The following is a 16,192-nucleotide window of genomic DNA, read 5'->3' as shown; positions in this document are numbered from 1 at the left end:
CCCGGTCGCCCGTGCTGTCCGGCGCCGTCCGTCCGGGGTGCGGCGAGGCGCGTCCGGCCGCACGCTCGAGGTATGGGTGAGCGGTGGGAGATCCGCCGGGCGGGCGCGACGAACGCCCCGCACCGGGTGCTGATGATTCCGGGCGGCCTGTGCACGACCGAGTTCTACGCGGACGTCATGGCCGAACCGGCGGTGGCGGGGCTGGGCATGGTCGCGGCGACCCAGCCGGGCTTCGGCCGCACCGAGGCACCCGAGGACGTGTCCATGGAGCACTACGCCCGGCTGATGGCCGACTTCGCCGCCGACGCCCACTGCGACGCGGTCGTCGGGCACAGCCTCGGCGCGAACGTGGCGCTGGAGATGGCGGCCCAGGGCCTGTTCAAGGGCCCGCTGGTGCTGTTGTCGCCGACCTTCTCGAGGGGCGACGAGGCGAGATTCCTGACCGTGCTGAACGCCCTGGGCCGGGTGCCCGGCGTAGGCGCCGCGGTCTGGAAGGCCATGCTCACGCTGCTGCCGCGGTCCGTGAAACGCGAGATGCCGCCGCACCGCGCCGAAGCGCTGGCGGCGGTCATGGGCGGCAACGATCCGGCGGCCTGTCGCCGGATCGTCCGGGGCTACTACACGTACCTGGAGCGGTATCCGTCGCTGGTACCGAGGCTGTGCGGGTCCGGGGTGCCCGCCTGGGTGGTGCGCGGCGACCGCGACGGGATCGGTCTGACGGCCGACGAGCGGCGGGGCCTCGAGGCCTGCCCGCGCGTGCGCACGGTCACCGTGCCCGACGCGGGTCACCTTCTCCTCGTCCAGCAGCCCGCCGCGGTCGCCGCGGTCATCGCGGAGGCGGCCACGGCGTCCGTGCGCTGACGGCCGTCAACGGCGCGTCCTCAGTCGTCGGAGCCCATCTGGTCCTGCGCGGACAGGTGTTCCACGGTGCGGCCGGTCTCGGTGAACGTGCGCGTCACATGGCCCGAGGAGTACACCCACAGGATCCGCAGCGGGCGGTCGCCGACGTTGCGGAACAGGTGGGGGACCGGCGACGGCACGTAGGTGGTGTCGAACCGCTCCAGCTTCGTCACCTCGCCGTCCACCCACACCTCCGCCTCGCCCTCGAGGATCGTCACGTGCTCGTCGCAGTTGTGCGAGTGCAGCGGGGCCCCGGAACCGACCGGGTAGACGCTCATCCCGCTGGTGATCCGGTTCTCCCCGGCCGCCGACGTGGTCGTGACGAGCGGTGTCGTCACGACCGCGCCGCCGCGGTCGAGCAACGGGACGGACGCGGCCTTGATGATGGTGGTCATGTCGGACGACGTTAGGTCGCCGTCCGGCGAATGGGGGGCCTCCGGCGTGCAGTTTTACGTTGCGCTCCGAGGTGGGTGAGCTTCTCGGACACGGCTGTACCTTCACCTGGCACCGCACGGAATCACGACCCGTGCCCGTAACGCGCCGGAAAGAAAAGGCAGGTATCGGCCGGATGAGGCTCCCCGTTCTCGACGAAGAGGAAATGGATGCGCGGCAGCAGGAGCTGGCCGCGCGGATCGCCGGCCGCCGTGGCGCGGTGCGCGGTCCCTTCCGGGTCTGGCTGCACAGCCCGGAGATGTGCGAACGGGCCGAGTCGCTCGGCGCGTTCGCCCGCTTCGACTGCTCGCTGCCCAGGCACCTGCGCGAGCTGACCCTGCTGATGGCCGCCCGCAACTGGGACGCCCAGTACTCCTGGAACGCCCATGTGCACCAGGCGATCGAGGCGGGCATCCCCGAGGCCGCGGTACAAGCCATCGCCGAGAAGCGCGAGGCGGTCTTCGACGACGAGGCGGACCAGGTCTTCTACCGGTTCTGCCGGGAGATCCTCGACGAGCACTTCGTCACCGACGCCACCTTCGCGGCGGCCCTGGAGCACTTCGGCTCCAAGGGCCTGGTGGACACCATCGGCGCGCTCGGCAACTTCACCATGCTCGGCATGTGCCTGAACACCTTCCAGGTGGACCTCCAGGCCGACAAGGAGCCCCCCTTCCCGGACATCCGCGGCTACGGACGTGTGGCCCCCGAGGGCGACCGGCCGTGACCGCCGTACTGCGCGCCCGGGGCGTCACCAAGAGCTTCGGCGGGGCGGCCGCGCTGAAAGGCGTCGACCTCGACCTGTACCCCGGCGAGGTGCACGCCCTGATGGGCATGAACGGCGCCGGCAAGTCCACCCTCGTGCAGGTGCTGTCCGGCGTCCACCAGGCCGACGCCGGCACGATCGAGGTCGACGGGCAGGAGCAGCACGGGCTGAGTGTGCGCAGGGCACGCAGGCTGGGCATCTCCTCGGTGCCGCAGCGCCGCGAACTGGCGATGGGCCTGAGCGTCGCCGAGAACATCCTGCTCGGCGACCTGCCCACGCGGGGGCGTGCCGTGCGGTGGAAGGCGGTCCGGCAAGAGGCCCGCACGGCTCTCGCCGCCCTGGGCATCGCCATCGACGTGGAGCGCGCCGCCGGTTCCCTCACCGTCGCCGAGCAGACCATGGTGGAGGTGGCCCGCGAGGTCCGGCGCGGCGGCCGCGTGCTGATCCTGGACGAGCCGACCGCGTGTCTGAGCGCCAAGGACGCCCACCGGATCCGCGCCCTGGTGCGCACCCTGCGCGACGAGGGCGTGGCCGTCGTCTACATCTCGCACTACATCGACGAGGTCATGGCCGTCGCCGACCGCCTCACGGTGCTGCGGGACGGGGCCGTCGTGACGAGCGCGCCCGCCGCCGAGCTGGACGACGCGGCACTGGTGCGCGCCATGGTCGGCCGGGACGTGGTCTCCACCCGCCCCGAACGCCCCACGCCGAAGGACGAAGTCGGCCTCGCAGTAAGGGGGTTGAGCCAGGGCCGGGCCATCCGGGACTTCACCGTCGAGGTGCGCAGGGGCGAGATCGTCGCCGTCCTCGGGCCCGCCGGGGACGCCCAGTCCCGGCTCTTCGACCTGCTGTCCGGACGGCAGCGCCCGCAGAGCGGCACCCTGCACGTCGACGGCCGGGCCGTGCCCTTCGGCCGGGTCCCCGCCTCGCTCGCCAGCGGACTGCGCTGTGTCACCGGCGACCGCCGCTCCCTGGGCCTGGTCCCGGGCATGTCGCTGGACGAGAACCTGATGCTCGCCGACGACCGGTTCGCGCGCCGCCGACTGCACCGGCGCGGTGAACTGGCCCGCCGGGCGGCCCCGTTGCGCCACAGCTACGGAGTCCGAGCACTCGCCGGGAACCCGCCGGTCAGCGCGCTGTCGGGCGGCAACCAGCAGAAGGTGCTGCTCGGGAAGTGGCTGGAGACCTCACCGGCCGCCTGCTTCCTGGAGGACCCCACCAACGGCGTGGACATCGCGGCCATGGCCGACATCCACACCCTCCTCGACGACCTCGCCTCCCGGGGAGTGGCCGTACTGCTCGCCTCCTCCTCCGCCGAGGAGGTCATGCGGCTCGCCGACCGGGTCGTCGTCGTGAGCGCCGGCCGCACGGTCGCCGAACACGACATCACCGCCATCACCCGCGACGAACTCGTCGCCACGGCCCTCGGAGGACAACCGCAGTGAGCGTCAAGACACTTACCGATGCCCCCGGCGTGTCCGACCCGCCCGGGGCGGCCAAGTCCCGTCTTTCCCTCGGCAGGGTGCGCGATCTGCCGCACGCCGGCCTGATCGCCGTGCTCGTCCTCGTCGTGGTGTTCACCGCCGCGCAGAGCGAGACGTTCGCCACCGACCGCAACATCGTCAACATCCTCGGCCAGGTCAGCGTCAACGCCGTACTCGCCGCGGGCCTCACCCTGTTGATGACCGCGGGCGGCATGGACTTCTCCATGGGCAGCAATGTCGCCGTCACGGCCGCCGTGTCGGCGAAACTCCTCGCCGACGGTCAGCCCACCGGCTACGCCGTCGTGGTCGCGCTGCTGCTCGGCACCGCCGTCGGACTCGTCAACGGGCTGGTGGTGACCTTCACCAACGTGGCGCCGTTCGTCGTGACGCTGGCCTCGGCCACCCTGCTCGACGGCGTCGCGCTCCTGGTCCACGACGGCTCCACCATCTCCATCGGCACCCGCATGTTCGCCCTCGGCAACGACAAGGTGCTCGGGGTGCCGTACCTGCTGATGGTCGCCGTCCTGGTGCTGATCGTGACGGCGCTCGTCATGCGGTTCACCGTGTTCGGCCGGGACGCCTTCGCCATCGGCGGCAACGAGCACGTGGCCCGCCTCAGCGGTATCAACGTCACCGCCCGCAAGCTCACCCTGTACGGCCTCACCGGCACCCTCTCCGGACTGGCCGGCCTGATGCTGCTGTCCCGTCTCGGCTCCTCCAGCCCCGGCGGCACCGCCGGCCTCTCGCTCCAACTGGCCGTGGTCGCCGCGGTGGTCATCGGCGGCACCTCGCTGGCCGGCGGGCACGGCACCGTGATCGGCACCGCTCTCGGCCTGGTGCTGCTCGGCGTGGTCGCCAACGCGCTGAACCTCCTGGACTTCTCCAGCAACTACCAGCCGGTCTCCGTCGGCGCCGTGCTGCTCGTCGCGGCCGTCGCCAACGAGATGCACAAGGCCCGCTCGGGCTCGGCGCGTCACTGACCTTCCCGCTCGTCCGTGCCCGTCCTCGTTCATGCCCGTCCTGAAAGGCGTTTCCCATGAGACTCTCCGCCCGTTCGCGCAGGGCGCTGTTCGCCACCGTCACCGGCTCCGCCCTCGTGCTGACCGGCTGCGGCAACGGCGACAGCGGCAGTGGCAGTACCGACAGCGTCTCCCTCGGCTTCGTCAACGGTGGCGACACCAACTTCCACAGCTGTCTGCAGAAAGCCGTCGAGGGCCAGGCGAAGACCGCGGGAGCGAAGGTCTACACGGCCAACTCCCACCAGAACGCCGGGACCGAGCTGTCCAACATCGAGGACATGATCTCCCGCAACGTGAGCGCCCTGATCGTGCAGACGGTCAACGTCGACGCGCTCAAGGGCGACATCGCCAAGGCGAAGGCCTCGGGCATACCGATCTACCTGACCTCCGTGTCCACCAGCGACGCCGGCGACATCCTCGGCGCGGCCGTCGTCGACCTCAAGAAGGTCGGCAGCCTCGACGCGGGCTGGATCGCCCAGGACGCGGGCACCAAGGAGGTGCAGGTCGGCATCGTGGCCGGGGCTCCCGGCGCGGCCTCGGACCTGCTGGTGGGCGGCTTCAAGGGCGCCCTTCCGGCCACGGCGAAGGTCGTCGCCGACCAGCCGGGCATGTTCAATCCCGCGAAGGCCCAGGACGTGGCGGAGAACATGATCCAGGCCAATCCCGGCCTGGACTACGCGTTCGTCGCCAACGAGGAGATGGCCTTCGCCGTGCGCAAGGCGTTCGACGCCGCCGGTGCGAAGAACGTCAAGATCGTCACCGTGAACGGGACCGACGAGGGCTTGACCGCGGTGAAGAACGGCGAGTTCTCGGCCACCGTCGCGAACTCGGCCAAGACGATCGGCGAGACGGCCGTGACCAACGCCGTCGGGCTCCTTGGCAAGGAAAAGGTTGACAAGATTGCCAACATTCCTCTTCTGTTGGTGACCAAGGACAACCTGAGCGAGGCACCCCAGTACTGCCCGAAGTGAGGGCCCCACCGGGAAGCGGTGCCGGCCGGCGCCCGGTTGTCCCGAGCCGCAGGAATGCTCCCGTTCTCGACGCCGCGGGCGGGAGCCGCAATCGGAGGAAACATGGACCGCTTGCTGCTGATGCACAGTTTCGTCACTGTCGCTCAGGCCGGAAGCTTCAACGGAGCCGCCAAGAAACTCGGCTCCTCCGGGTCACTGGTGTCACGGCACGTGGCCGAACTGGAACGTCAGGTGGGGGTCCGCCTGGTCAACCGCACCGCCCGCTCGGTGAGCCTCACCGAGCCGGGGCTGCGGTACGCGGAATTCGCCGCCCGCATCCTCGAGGAGATCGAAGCGCAGGACGCGGCACTCGCCGACTCGCACGACCGGGCCGAAGGCACCCTCAGCATCATCTGCCCGAAATGGATAGGCAGCCTGGACCTGGGCGACGCGATCGCCGCCTTTTCCGCGGCCCATCCGAAGATTCAGGTCCGATTCGAACTCGGCGGCATGTCCGACCGCACCTACGATTTCCTGGACAGCGGATTCGACGTCGCTTTCCACACCCGCGACCTCCGCGATTCCAGCGTCCGCCTGAAGAAGATCTCCTCCCTGCCGTTCGTGCTGTGCGGCTCGGCGGACTACATCGAACGCCGGGGCGGCCTCGCGCACCCCAACGACATCGCGGGCCACGACTGCCTGGTGCACGTCAACGACCCGGTCTGGCGCATCGGCCACGGCCACGCGAGCACCCTGCACAAGATCCGCAACATCGCCTTCTCGTCCAACTCCTACCTGGCCCTGCAGAAGGCCGCCGTGCACGGCCGCGGCATCGCCCTGCTCCCGCAGCGCCCGGCCTACGACGACCTCGTCTCCGGCGCACTGCAGGTGCTGCTGCCGGAACTCGCCGTACCCGACCGTCCGCTGTACGCCATCTACGGCCCCGGACAGGACACCCCGCGCAAGATCAGCGTGTTCCTGGACTTTCTCTCCGAATGGTTCTCGCAGAACCCGATTCCCGCGATCCGGTAACCCTGACGGCACACGCAACCAAGAGTTGCGCATTGGGTTGAGCCGGGGCCATTGAGGCCCGGGGCACCCCAAACCTACGCTCACCAGGCGACCCGGAAACGAGGAATCCATGGGAATCCAGAGAATCGAATCGGTCACCTACGGCATCGACGACCTCGACGAATGCGTCCGGTTCTTCGACGACTTCGGCCTGTTCCTCCTGGAGCGGACCGAAGAACACGCCGTGTTCGAGACCCGCACCGGGCAGACCCTTCACCTCGACACCGCCCCGAGCCCCCTGCTGCCCCCGCCGGTGGAGGACGGACCCACCCTGCGCGAGGTCGTCTGGGGCGTCGACACCACGGCGGAGCTGACCCGGCTGGCCGCGGCCGCCGGCCGGCGGCGCCCGGTGCGCGAGAGCGCCGACGGCGTCCTGCACACCGCCGACCGCAGCGGCTTCGGCGTGGGCCTCACCCTCGCCCGGCCCAAGCCGGTCACCGTCGCCGCCCGTCCCGCCAACGCGACGGGCGGCGTCCACCGGTGGAACACCCCCCTGGAGCCGCTCACGCGCGCGTACCCGCTGCGCATGTGCCATGTGGCGCTGAACATCGCCAAGGCGGGCAAGGACGAGGCCGTCGCCTTCTACACCGACGTCCTCGGCTTCCGGCCGACCGACATCGTGGAGCCGATGGGCGTCTTCCTGCAGGCCCCGGGCGACGACGACCAGCACACCATGCTGCTGTGCCACCGCCCGGACCGGGCGGGCGTCAACCACATCGCCTACGAGGTGCCCGGCTTCGACGACGTCGTCGAAGGCGGCAACCACATGATCGAGAAGGGCTGGCGGGAGGCCCGCCGGCTCGGCCGCCACACCATCGGCTCGAACGTCTTCCGCTTCCTGCACGCCCCGTGCGGGGGCCGCGTCGAGTACGCGGCCGACATGGACCGCGTCGACGACACCTACGAGACCCGCGTCCACGAGACCACCCCGCCGCATCACATCTGGGCGCTGCGCACCAACCGCGACCAGGACGCCACCACCGCCTCCTGAACCGCCCCGGCCCCATCGACTCTCCAGCCTGAGAGGGCACCCACCCATGACCACCGACCACGGCTACCCCGCCGTCCGCCTCCACATCGCGGGCGAGTGGTGCCAGGGCGGCACCGGACGTACCGCCCCGATCGTGAACCCGGCCACCGAGGAGGTGATCGGGGACGTACCCCTGGCCGACCCCGCCGACCTCGACCGCGCGCTCGAAGCCGCCGCGGCGGGCTTCAGGGTGTGGCGCGCGACGCCCGTGGCCGAGCGCACCGACATCCTGCACGCCGCCGCCGGCCTGCTCACCGAGCGCGCCGCCGAGGTCGGACGGATCATGACCCTGGAGCAGGGCAAGCCGCTGGCCGAGGCGACCGGCGAGGCCCGCCGGGTGGCCGGCACGCTGCGCTGGCACGCCGACGACGCCCGCCGCGCCTACGGCCGGATCATCCCGGCCGAGCCCGGCACGCTCCTGACCGTCCGCCGTGAACCGATCGGCCCGGTCGCCGCCTTCGTCCCGTGGAACTTCCCGGCGGGCGGCCCGATGCGCAAGATCTCCGCCGCGCTCGCCGCCGGCTGCTCGATCGTCATCAAGGCCTCCGAGGAGACCCCGGCGACCGCCATGGAACTGGTGCGCTGCTTCACCGACGCGGGGCTCCCGGCCGGCGTGCTGAACCTCGTCTTCGGCGAGCCCGCCGAGGTCTCCGCCCACCTGATCGCCTCCCCGCTGGTCCGGCTGGTCGCCTTCACCGGCTCGGTGCCGGTCGGAAAGCTGCTGGCCGCGCAGGCCGGCCAGGTCATGAAGCCGTCGCTGATGGAACTCGGCGGACATGCCCCGGTGATCGTCTGCGCGGACGCCGACCCGGTGCGGGCCGCCCGCAAGGCCGCCCGCGCGAAGTTCGCCAACGCCGGGCAGGTCTGCACCTCGCCGAGCCGCTTCCTCGTCCACGAGAGCCTCGTGACGGAGTTCACCGCCGAGTTCGTGAAGGCCGCCGAGGCGGTGGTCGTCGGCGACGGTCTCGAACCCGGCACCACCATGGGCCCGCTGGCCAACGAACGCCGACTGAAGTCCCTGGAACGGCTCACCGCCGACGCCGTCGCGCGCGGCGCCAAGATCCTCACCGGCGGCGACCGGCCCGACCGGCCCGGCTGGTTCTTCGCGCCGACCGTCCTGACCGACGTGCCCGAGGACGCGGAACTGCTGCACGAGGAGCCGTTCGGGCCGATCGCGCCGATCGTGCCGTTCAGCGACCTCGACGAGGCCGTCGCCCTCGCCAACGCGCTGCCGTACGGCCTCGCCGCCTACGGCTTCACCGACTCCGCCGCGACCGCCGAGAAGCTGTCCGCCGAGCTGGAGGCCGGGATCCTCTCCCTCAACCACTGCGGCGGCTCCGTCCACGAGGCACCCTCCGGCGGCGTCAAGGACAGCGGGTACGGCCGGGAGGGCGGGCCCGAGGCACTGGACGCCTACCTGGTCACCAAGCGCGTCTCCCACCAGCTGGCGCCATGAGGTACGCGCGACTCTCGGTCGGCGGACGTGCACGGTGGGGCCGGGTGGGCGAGACCGACGTCGAGCTGCTCTCCGGCTCCCCCCTGGAAGGCGACGCCGGCCGGCCGGATCCCGAAGTCGTCGGGACCGTGCGGCGCGACACGGCCGACTGGCTGCCGCCCGTCGTCCCGCCCGTGTTCTACGCGGTCGGCCTGAACTACCCCCGGCACATCGAGCACGCGGCCCGGCTCGGCAATCCGGCAGCCGTCCTGCCGGACCGCCCGGAGGTCGGCTACCGCGCCAACAACGCTCTCACCGGCCACCGTTCACCGATCGTGAAGCCCGCGGAGGTCGAGGGACGCTTCGAGGCCGAGCCCGAACTCGTGGCCGTCATCGGCCGCACGATCCGGCACGCCTCCTACGAGGAGGCCCGCACGGCGGTCTTCGGCTGGACGATCGGCAACGACGTCAGCGCCCGCACCTGGCAGCACCAGGACCGCACCTTCTGGCGCAGCAAGAACAGCGACACGTTCAAGCCGATGGGGCCGTGGATCGAGACCGACGTCGACGCCCTGGCGCAGAGAACCACCTTGCGGGTCAACGGCGAGGAGCGGGCCTCGTTCCCCACCGGCGACATGGTCTTCGACCCGTTCGACTTCATCGTCGAGATCACCCGGCACATCACCATGCGGCCCGGGGACGTGCTGTGGATGGGCGCCGAGTCGACCTGCGGGATCGAGCCCGGGGACACCGTGGAGGTCGAGATCGGCGGCATCGGTGTGCTGTCCAACCCCGTTCACCTCGAAGGGAATCACCAGTCATGAGCGCGGAACCCCGTTACATCCACCATGTCAACTTCCCCACCACCGACTCCGACCGCACCGCCGAGTGGTACACGAAGGTCTTCGGCATGAAGCGGATCATGCCCAAGTCCAACACCCGGGTCGTCCTCATGACCCGCGGCAACTTCGACCTCCACTTCACCCCCGTCGAGGAGATGGAGCGCATGGCGCCCTATCACTTCGCCGTCGAGGTCGACGACTGGGACGACTTCCTCGCCCACCTCGACGAGCTGGGCATCCGGCACACCCGGACCATCGAGCGCCCCGAGAACCAGTCGAAGTTCTGCTACATCCACGACCCGGACCACACCATGATCGAGATCGTCCACCACGCCAAGCGCCGCGACTGAGCGCCCCCGCTGAGGAGTGACATCCCATGCCCCTCGCCGACTCCGACGGCACCTCCCTCTACTACGAGCGCCACGGCAGCGGTCCGGCGATCCTGTTCGTGCACGGCAGCGGCGGCCACCACGCCGCCTGGTGGCAGCAGGTCGCCGCCCTGCGCGACGAGTTCACCGTCGTCACCGTCGACCTGCGCGGCTTCGGCAATTCGGACTCGTCCATGCCCGAGTTCGACGGCCAGGACTTCCCCGGTGACGTCGTCGCCGTCCTCGACCAGGAGGACCTCACCGACGTCATGCTGGTCGGCCAGTCCATCGGCTCCGTCGCCGCCCTGCGCGCCGGCCTGCTGCGCCCCGGACGCGTCTCCTGCGTCGTCCTCGGCCACTCCCTCGGCGGCATCAGCCACCCCGAGCTCAGGGAACTGGCCGCCGCCGACCGCGCCGAGGCGGTGAAACTCCCGGTGATCGACCGGCTGTTGACCAAGGCCTTCCAGCGGAACCGCGCCGATCTCACGTTCCTGTTCCAGCAGATGGGCACCTTCAACGTCGCCAGGATGCAGGACCTGCGCAACCTCGACACCAACGGCCCCTCCCTGGAGGAGATCGAGGCCTCGGGCGTCAAGGTCGCCTTCCTCGCGGGCGAGAACGACGCCGTGCTGAGCGTCAAGACCGTGACCCGCGCCCACGAACTGCTCGCCGGATCGCACCTGGAGATCGTCCCGGGCGCCCCGCACTCCATGTACTGGGAGACGCCCCGGGCCTACAACGAGGCCGTCGCCCGTCTGCGCCGCACCCTCACCGCACCGAAGGAAGCAACATGAGCAGCCTGACCCTGGCCGCCGCCGAGGAGATCATCGAGGCCGCCACCCGGCGGGCCCGGGCCGTGGGCAAGGCGGTGAGCGTCGCCGTCGTGGACGCCGGCGGCTTCCCCGTCGCCGTCCGCCGCGCGGACGGGGCCCGCCCCCTCACCCCGGACATCGCCCGCGCCAAGGCGTACACCGCGGCCGTCATGCAGCGGCCCGGCACGATGCTGAAGAAGTGGCAGGAGAGCCAGCCCGTCTTCTTCGCCCAGCTCTCCCAGCTCCCGGGCGCGGCCATGCCGATCATGGCCGCCGAGGGCAGCGTCACCATCAAGAAGGACGGCGAGATCATCGGCGGCCTCGGCATCGCCGGCGGCACCGCGGGCGAGGACCAGACCATCGCCGACGAGGTGCTCGCCTCCCTCGGCTACGAGCTGGAGTTCGCCGCCTGGGGCGTCGCGGGCGGACCGGCCGGGCCCGGAAAGGACGCGTGACCCATGGCGGACACGTTCAACTACCGCATCGACCACCACGGCAGCCTGGTCCGTCCCGCCGAGCTGGTCGCCGCCCGCGCGGCCGGCGACCCGCAGGCACGGACGGCCGCCGAACGGAAGGCGGTCGAGGAGGCGGTCGTCCTCCAGCGCAGGCTCCGCTCGACCGTCGTCACCGACGGCGACTTCCCCCGCGAGGACTTCCGCGGCGCCGTCCTCGACGCCGTGACCGGTTTCCGCCGTACCGACGAGGTCGGCGCGGACGGTCTCGCCGTCCGGGTCGCCGAGTCCCTGCCCAAGGCGAACGGCCCGTTGCTCGCCGACTGGGCCGACCGGCTCACCGCGCTGACGGTGATCGCGCCGAAGGTGTCGCTGCCCTCCCCGGCCTACCTCGCCGCGACCACCTACCGCCCCGGCCTCGGGGTGTCCTCCGCACGCGAACTGGGCGAGGCCCTCGCGGAGATCATCCAGGCCGAGATCGAACTGCTGGTGTCGAAGGGCGTACGCCTGATCCAGCTCAACAACCCGCTTCTGCTGGGTCAGTTGGCGACCGACCCGGCCGACCCGGGCGCGCTGTCCTTCGAGGACGCCCTCGCCGTCGAGGCCCTCGCGGTACGGCTGGACACACGGCCCGAGGGCGTACGGATCGGGGTCGCCCCCGGCTTCACCGCCCCGGGGACCGTGGACCGGGCGCGCGCCGGGCGGCTGTACGGCGCGGTGCCGGCCGACCGCTGGATCCTGCCCTTCGACCAGGGCACCGACGCCGAGCTCGACCTCGTCCGGGCGCTGCCGGAGGACCGGGACGTGTGCCTGGGCGTGGTCGACGCGACCGTGCCCGAACTCGAGGACATCGACACGGTGATGGCCCGCATCGACGCCGCCGGTGAGGTCAAGGACCTCGAGGACGCGGCGGTGTCGCCGTCCCGCGGCTTCGCCGACGTGGCGAGCCGGCCGCTGCTGACCTCGGAGGAGCAGCGCAGGAAACTCGTGCTGGTGGAGACGGTCGCCCGCTACGTGTGGGGCAACGAGTTCTGACATCGGTGGACAAGGGCCGGGCAACTGAGAGGAGTTGCCCGGCCCGGGACGTACGGGGCCTCGCCCTGCGCGCCTCGCCCTGCGGCGCCTCGCCCTACAGTGCCTCGGCGAAGGTGACCGTCCGGTCCGTCAGCAGCGGCCACACGGTGGCCACGATCAGCTGCTGGAAGTGCTCGGCCGCCTTGTGCGCCTCGAATCCGGCCCGGTCGGCATACCGCTCGTACAACAGGAATCCGCCGGGCTGCCCCTCGACGGCGTGCACCTCGTACCCCTCGTTCGCCGGCTCGGCGCGGGTGTGCTCGCGCACCCGCAGGAGCGCGGCGCGCACGGTGCTCTCGTCGGCGGGGGCGCAGCGGTAGTGGGCGACGACGGCGTAGGGCATGTCCGGTTCTCCTCGATGGGTCGGCGGAGACCGCTGTCAGGCCTCCGGCCTGCCGATTCCAGCATGGATCAGACCCGCGACCACCCGCGCGCGGCGCAATCAATGCCTGCTGCCGCAGAGCTGGCGGCACCGCCCTGACGTGGTGTGTCGTCACAGTCCGCACCCTGGCCGACAAAGGAAGTGACCCGACATGCGTACCCTGGAAACCCTCGTGGGCGGGGAGTGGGTGGCGAGCGCCGAATGGATCGACGTCCTCGACCCCGCCGACGTCCGTACCCCCGTCGCCCGCGTCCCTGCCCTCACGGCCAAGGACGTCACCCGTGCCTTCGACCACGCCGAGCGCGGGTTCGCCGTCTGGAAGCGCACCAGCCCCTTCGAGCGGGCCCGGATCTTCACCGACGCGGCCCGGCTGATCCGCGAACGGGTCGAGGAGATCGCCGCCGACGTGACGGCGGAGAACGGCAAGACCCTGACCGAGGCGACCGGAGAGACCCTCAAGTCCGCCGACTTCCTGGAGTACTACGCCGGTCTCGCCCGCCAGGGCTACGGCACCCTCCTGCACGACGTACGGCCGAACCACCGCACCCACACCCAGCGCGAGCCGATCGGCGTGATCCTGGTGATCAGCCCCTGGAACGACCCGCTGATCACACCCGCCCGCAAGCTCGCCCCGCTGCTCGCGACCGGCAACGCGGCCGTGTTCAAGCCGGCCACCGAGACCCCGGTCTCCGGCCTGCACTTCGCCCGCGCGCTGCACGAAGCCGGCCTGCCCGCGGGCGTGCTGAACGTGGTGACCGGCCGGACCGCCGAGATCGAGGAGGCCCTCCTCGACGATCCGCGGATCGTCGGCATCACCTTCACCGGCTCCAACGCGGTCGGAAACCGCATCCGCCGCCGTCTCGCCGACCGCAACGTGCGTTTCCAGGGCGAGTTGGGCGGCAAGAATGCCTCGGTGGTGCTGAAGGACGCCGATCTGCCCGCCGCCGCGAAAGCCGTCGTGGCGGCTTCGTTCGGGCAGGCGGGCCAGCGCTGCACCGCCACCAGCCGGGTCGTCGTCGAACGGCCGGTGTACGAGGAGTTCACCCGGCTGCTGGTCGCCGAGGTCGAGAAGCTGAAGGTCGGCCCGGGCAGCGACCCGGCGACCACCCTGTGCCCGCTGTCGAGCCCCAGGCAGCGCGACAGCGTCCTCGCCCACCTGGCCGGGGCCGTCGAGCAGGGCGCCACCGTCCTCACCGGCGGCCACGCGGACACCGAGGGCGAGCGAGCCCACGGCTGCTACGTGCGGCCGACCGTGCTCGGGGACGTCACCCCGCAGACGGCGATCTGGCGCGAGGAGGTCTTCGGGCCGGTCCTCGTCCTGCGCGCGGTCGACGGCTTCGACGCGGCCGTCGAGGCGGTCAACGACTCCGGGTTCGGCCTCGCCGCCGCGGTCTTCACCCGCGACCTGGCCAGCGCCCACCGCTTCGCCGACGAGGCCGAGTGCGGACAGGTCGCGGTCAATTCCACCACCACCGGCTGGGACGTCCACCTGCCCTTCGGCGGGTTCCACGACTCGGGCACGGCGTACAAGGAGCAGGGAGAGGAAGTCCTGCGCTTCTCCACGCGGGTCAAGACGGTCGCCGTGCACTTCGGCGGCTGACGATCGTGAGCAGCGACTACACAGAGAGGAGGTGCCGATGGCTGACGAGACGATCGGCATCGTCGGCGGAGGCATCGTGGGTCTGGCCACGGCCCGCGAGATCGCCCTGAGCAGGCCCGGCACCCGGGTCGTGGTCTTCGAGAAGGAGCGGGAGGTCGCGCTCCACCAGACCGGCCACAACTCGGGCGTCGTGCACGCCGGCATCTACTACACGCCCGGCAGTCTCAAGGCCGAGCTGACGGTGCGGGGCGTGGCCCTGCTCCGCGCGTACTGCCAGGACCGCGAGTTGCCGTACCGCGAGATCGGCAAGCTGGTCGTGGCGGTCCGCGAGGACGAGCTCGGCCGGATGAACGCCCTGTACGACCGGGCCAGGAACAACCATGTGCCCGAGCTGCGGAAGGTCTCCCGCGAGGAGATCCGGGAGATCGAGCCGAACGCCGGCGGGGTCGCGGCCCTGTACTCCCCGCGCACCGCGATCACCGACTACCCGGCCATCGCCCGTGCCTTCGCCGAGGACGTGGCCGGCTCCGGGGGAGAGGTGCGGACGGGCTTCCCGGTCACCTCCCTCACCGAGGTGCCCGGCGGCATCGAGGTGGCCTCCGGTCCGCGGCGCGAGCGGGTGGACCGGCTGATCCTGTGCGCGGGGCTGCACTCCGACACCGTGGCCGGCCTCGCACAGGACCGTCAGGAGCCGCGGATCGTCCCGTTCCGGGGCGAGTACATGCTGCTCAGGCCGGAGAAGACGGATCTGGTGCGGGGCCTGATCTACCCCGTGCCGGACCCCCGCTACCCGTTCCTCGGCGTCCACTTCACCCCCCGCGTCGACGGCTCGGTGGAGGTCGGCCCCAACGCGGTCCTGGCCCTCGCCAGGGAGGGGTACACCCGCACCCGGGTCTCCCCGAAGGACCTGTTCGGCCTCGCCGCCTATCCCGGCGTCTGGAGGATGGCGGCCCGGCACTGGCGTACCGGCGTCAAGGAGTACCGCGGGTCGTTCTCGGCTGCGGCCTTCATGAAGGACGCCAAGCTGTACGTCCCCGCGGTCGGCGTCCAGGACGTCGTGCGCGGCGGTGCGGGTGTGCGCGCCCAGGCCCTCGACCGGGACGGCACCCTCGTGGACGACTTCCGTATCCATCGGGTGGGCCGGGTCACCGCCGTCCGCAACGCGCCCTCGCCGGCCGCGACGGCCTCCATGGCGATCGCCGAGCACATCGTCGAAGCCGTTTTCGACCGCGCTTCCGGCAACAGCTGAGAAGCAGGCCGCGAAACCGGTTGCGGGACCGGCGGCCGGAGCCTGTCGAGAAACAGGCCGCGAAACCGGTTGCCCAAGAGGTCGCCGACGCCTGCCGAGAAACAGGCCGTGAAACCGGTTGCCCGAGAGGTTGCCGGTGCCTGCGGAGAAACAGACCGTGAAACCGGTTGCGCGACAGGCCGGGAAGCCTGTCGCGCAACCGGTTGTGCGACAGGTTCGGAAACCGCTTTCGGCGACCGCTCGCGCAATCTGAAAGTGCCTTGCGAACAGCGCACTTTCACGCAACAACAGCTTGCGCTCCCAGGGGCTCCGCAAGGCCTTTCCGGCCC

Annotated in this window: 17 protein-coding genes; 15 read left to right on the top strand and 2 right to left on the bottom strand. The window is 71.2% G+C overall.

The genetic code is table 11. From position 1 onward, the window contains the following. The first annotated feature begins 72 nt into the window (after positions 1–72). A complete protein-coding gene (locus tag ASD48_RS26825; RefSeq protein ID WP_057604264.1) occupies positions 73–861 on the top strand; it encodes an alpha/beta hydrolase in 789 nt (262 codons plus the stop codon). A 20-nt stretch (positions 862–881) separates the two neighbouring features. Here ASD48_RS26825 and ASD48_RS26820 read toward each other — a convergent pair whose 3' ends face one another. Then, positions 882–1,295, bottom strand: a complete 414-nt coding sequence (locus ASD48_RS26820; RefSeq protein WP_057604263.1) for a cupin domain-containing protein — start codon at positions 1,293–1,295, stop codon at positions 882–884. 203 nt (positions 1,296–1,498) lie between these two features. Here ASD48_RS26820 and ASD48_RS26815 point away from each other — a divergent pair, with 203 nt between their 5' ends. From ASD48_RS26815 to ASD48_RS26760, 12 genes are all read left to right on the top strand, one after another. Continuing rightward, entirely contained in the window at positions 1,499–2,056 is a 558-nt protein-coding gene (locus ASD48_RS26815; RefSeq protein ID WP_079073985.1) for a carboxymuconolactone decarboxylase, read from the top strand. Then, the gene (locus tag ASD48_RS26810) at positions 2,053–3,540 is read left to right on the top strand and encodes a sugar ABC transporter ATP-binding protein (protein ID WP_057604261.1); all 1,488 of its coding nucleotides are present in this window, start codon (positions 2,053–2,055) and stop codon (positions 3,538–3,540) included. Before ASD48_RS26815 ends, ASD48_RS26810 begins: the two co-directional genes overlap by 4 nt. Next, positions 3,537–4,559 carry an ABC transporter permease gene (locus ASD48_RS26805; protein ID WP_242432733.1) on the top strand — a complete coding sequence of 341 codons (1,023 nt, stop codon included), beginning with the start codon at positions 3,537–3,539 and terminating at the stop codon, positions 4,557–4,559. Before ASD48_RS26810 ends, ASD48_RS26805 begins: the two co-directional genes overlap by 4 nt. 56 nt (positions 4,560–4,615) lie before the next feature. After that, on the top strand, positions 4,616–5,569 hold the full coding sequence (locus ASD48_RS26800) for a sugar ABC transporter substrate-binding protein (RefSeq protein ID WP_057604260.1): 954 nt from the start codon (positions 4,616–4,618) through the stop codon (positions 5,567–5,569). A gap of 102 nt (positions 5,570–5,671) precedes the next feature. Continuing rightward, entirely contained in the window at positions 5,672–6,580 is a 909-nt protein-coding gene (locus tag ASD48_RS26795; protein ID WP_057604259.1) for a LysR family transcriptional regulator, read from the top strand. Positions 6,581–6,689: 109 nt separating this feature from the next. Beyond that, positions 6,690–7,610, top strand: a complete 921-nt coding sequence (locus ASD48_RS26790) for a VOC family protein (protein ID WP_057604258.1) — start codon at positions 6,690–6,692, stop codon at positions 7,608–7,610. A gap of 46 nt (positions 7,611–7,656) precedes the next feature. Then, positions 7,657–9,105 (top strand): NAD-dependent succinate-semialdehyde dehydrogenase, encoded by a 1,449-nt coding sequence (locus ASD48_RS26785; RefSeq protein WP_057604257.1) that lies wholly within the window; start codon positions 7,657–7,659, stop codon positions 9,103–9,105. Next, positions 9,102–9,908: a fumarylacetoacetate hydrolase family protein gene (locus tag ASD48_RS26780; RefSeq protein WP_057604256.1), complete on the top strand. Its 807-nt coding sequence runs from the start codon at positions 9,102–9,104 to the stop codon at positions 9,906–9,908. The genes ASD48_RS26785 and ASD48_RS26780 overlap by 4 nt, the downstream gene beginning before the upstream one ends. Then, positions 9,905–10,276, top strand: coding sequence for a VOC family protein (locus tag ASD48_RS26775; RefSeq protein WP_054241285.1), 372 nt, complete (start codon positions 9,905–9,907; stop codon positions 10,274–10,276). Before ASD48_RS26780 ends, ASD48_RS26775 begins: the two co-directional genes overlap by 4 nt. A gap of 26 nt (positions 10,277–10,302) precedes the next feature. Further along, positions 10,303–11,088, top strand: coding sequence for an alpha/beta hydrolase (locus ASD48_RS26770; RefSeq protein ID WP_057604255.1), 786 nt, complete (start codon positions 10,303–10,305; stop codon positions 11,086–11,088). Continuing rightward, positions 11,085–11,561, top strand: coding sequence for a heme-binding protein (locus tag ASD48_RS26765; RefSeq protein WP_057604254.1), 477 nt, complete (start codon positions 11,085–11,087; stop codon positions 11,559–11,561). The genes ASD48_RS26770 and ASD48_RS26765 overlap by 4 nt, the downstream gene beginning before the upstream one ends. 3 nt (positions 11,562–11,564) lie before the next feature. Next, positions 11,565–12,593, top strand: a complete 1,029-nt coding sequence (locus ASD48_RS26760) for a methionine synthase II (cobalamin-independent)-like protein (RefSeq protein ID WP_057604253.1) — start codon at positions 11,565–11,567, stop codon at positions 12,591–12,593. Positions 12,594–12,687: 94 nt separating this feature from the next. Here ASD48_RS26760 and ASD48_RS26755 read toward each other — a convergent pair whose 3' ends face one another. Continuing rightward, entirely contained in the window at positions 12,688–12,975 is a 288-nt protein-coding gene (locus tag ASD48_RS26755) for a putative quinol monooxygenase (protein WP_057604252.1), read from the bottom strand. A gap of 190 nt (positions 12,976–13,165) precedes the next feature. Between ASD48_RS26755 and ASD48_RS26750 the strand changes: the two genes are divergently transcribed. Together ASD48_RS26750 and lhgO are read left to right on the top strand one after the other, a co-directional pair. Continuing rightward, positions 13,166–14,614, top strand: coding sequence for an aldehyde dehydrogenase family protein (locus tag ASD48_RS26750; RefSeq protein ID WP_057604251.1), 1,449 nt, complete (start codon positions 13,166–13,168; stop codon positions 14,612–14,614). A 37-nt stretch (positions 14,615–14,651) separates the two neighbouring features. Further along, positions 14,652–15,863 (top strand): L-2-hydroxyglutarate oxidase, encoded by a 1,212-nt coding sequence (gene lhgO / locus ASD48_RS26745; protein WP_057604250.1) that lies wholly within the window; start codon positions 14,652–14,654, stop codon positions 15,861–15,863. Positions 15,864–16,192: the final 329 nt, after the last annotated feature.

It is taken from the genome of Streptomyces sp. Root1310 (assembly GCF_001426425.1).
Classification (GTDB): domain Bacteria; phylum Actinomycetota; class Actinomycetes; order Streptomycetales; family Streptomycetaceae; genus Streptomyces.
Note: the sequence above shows the minus strand (reverse complement) of the source record. Positions and strands in the feature narration are given on the sequence as shown.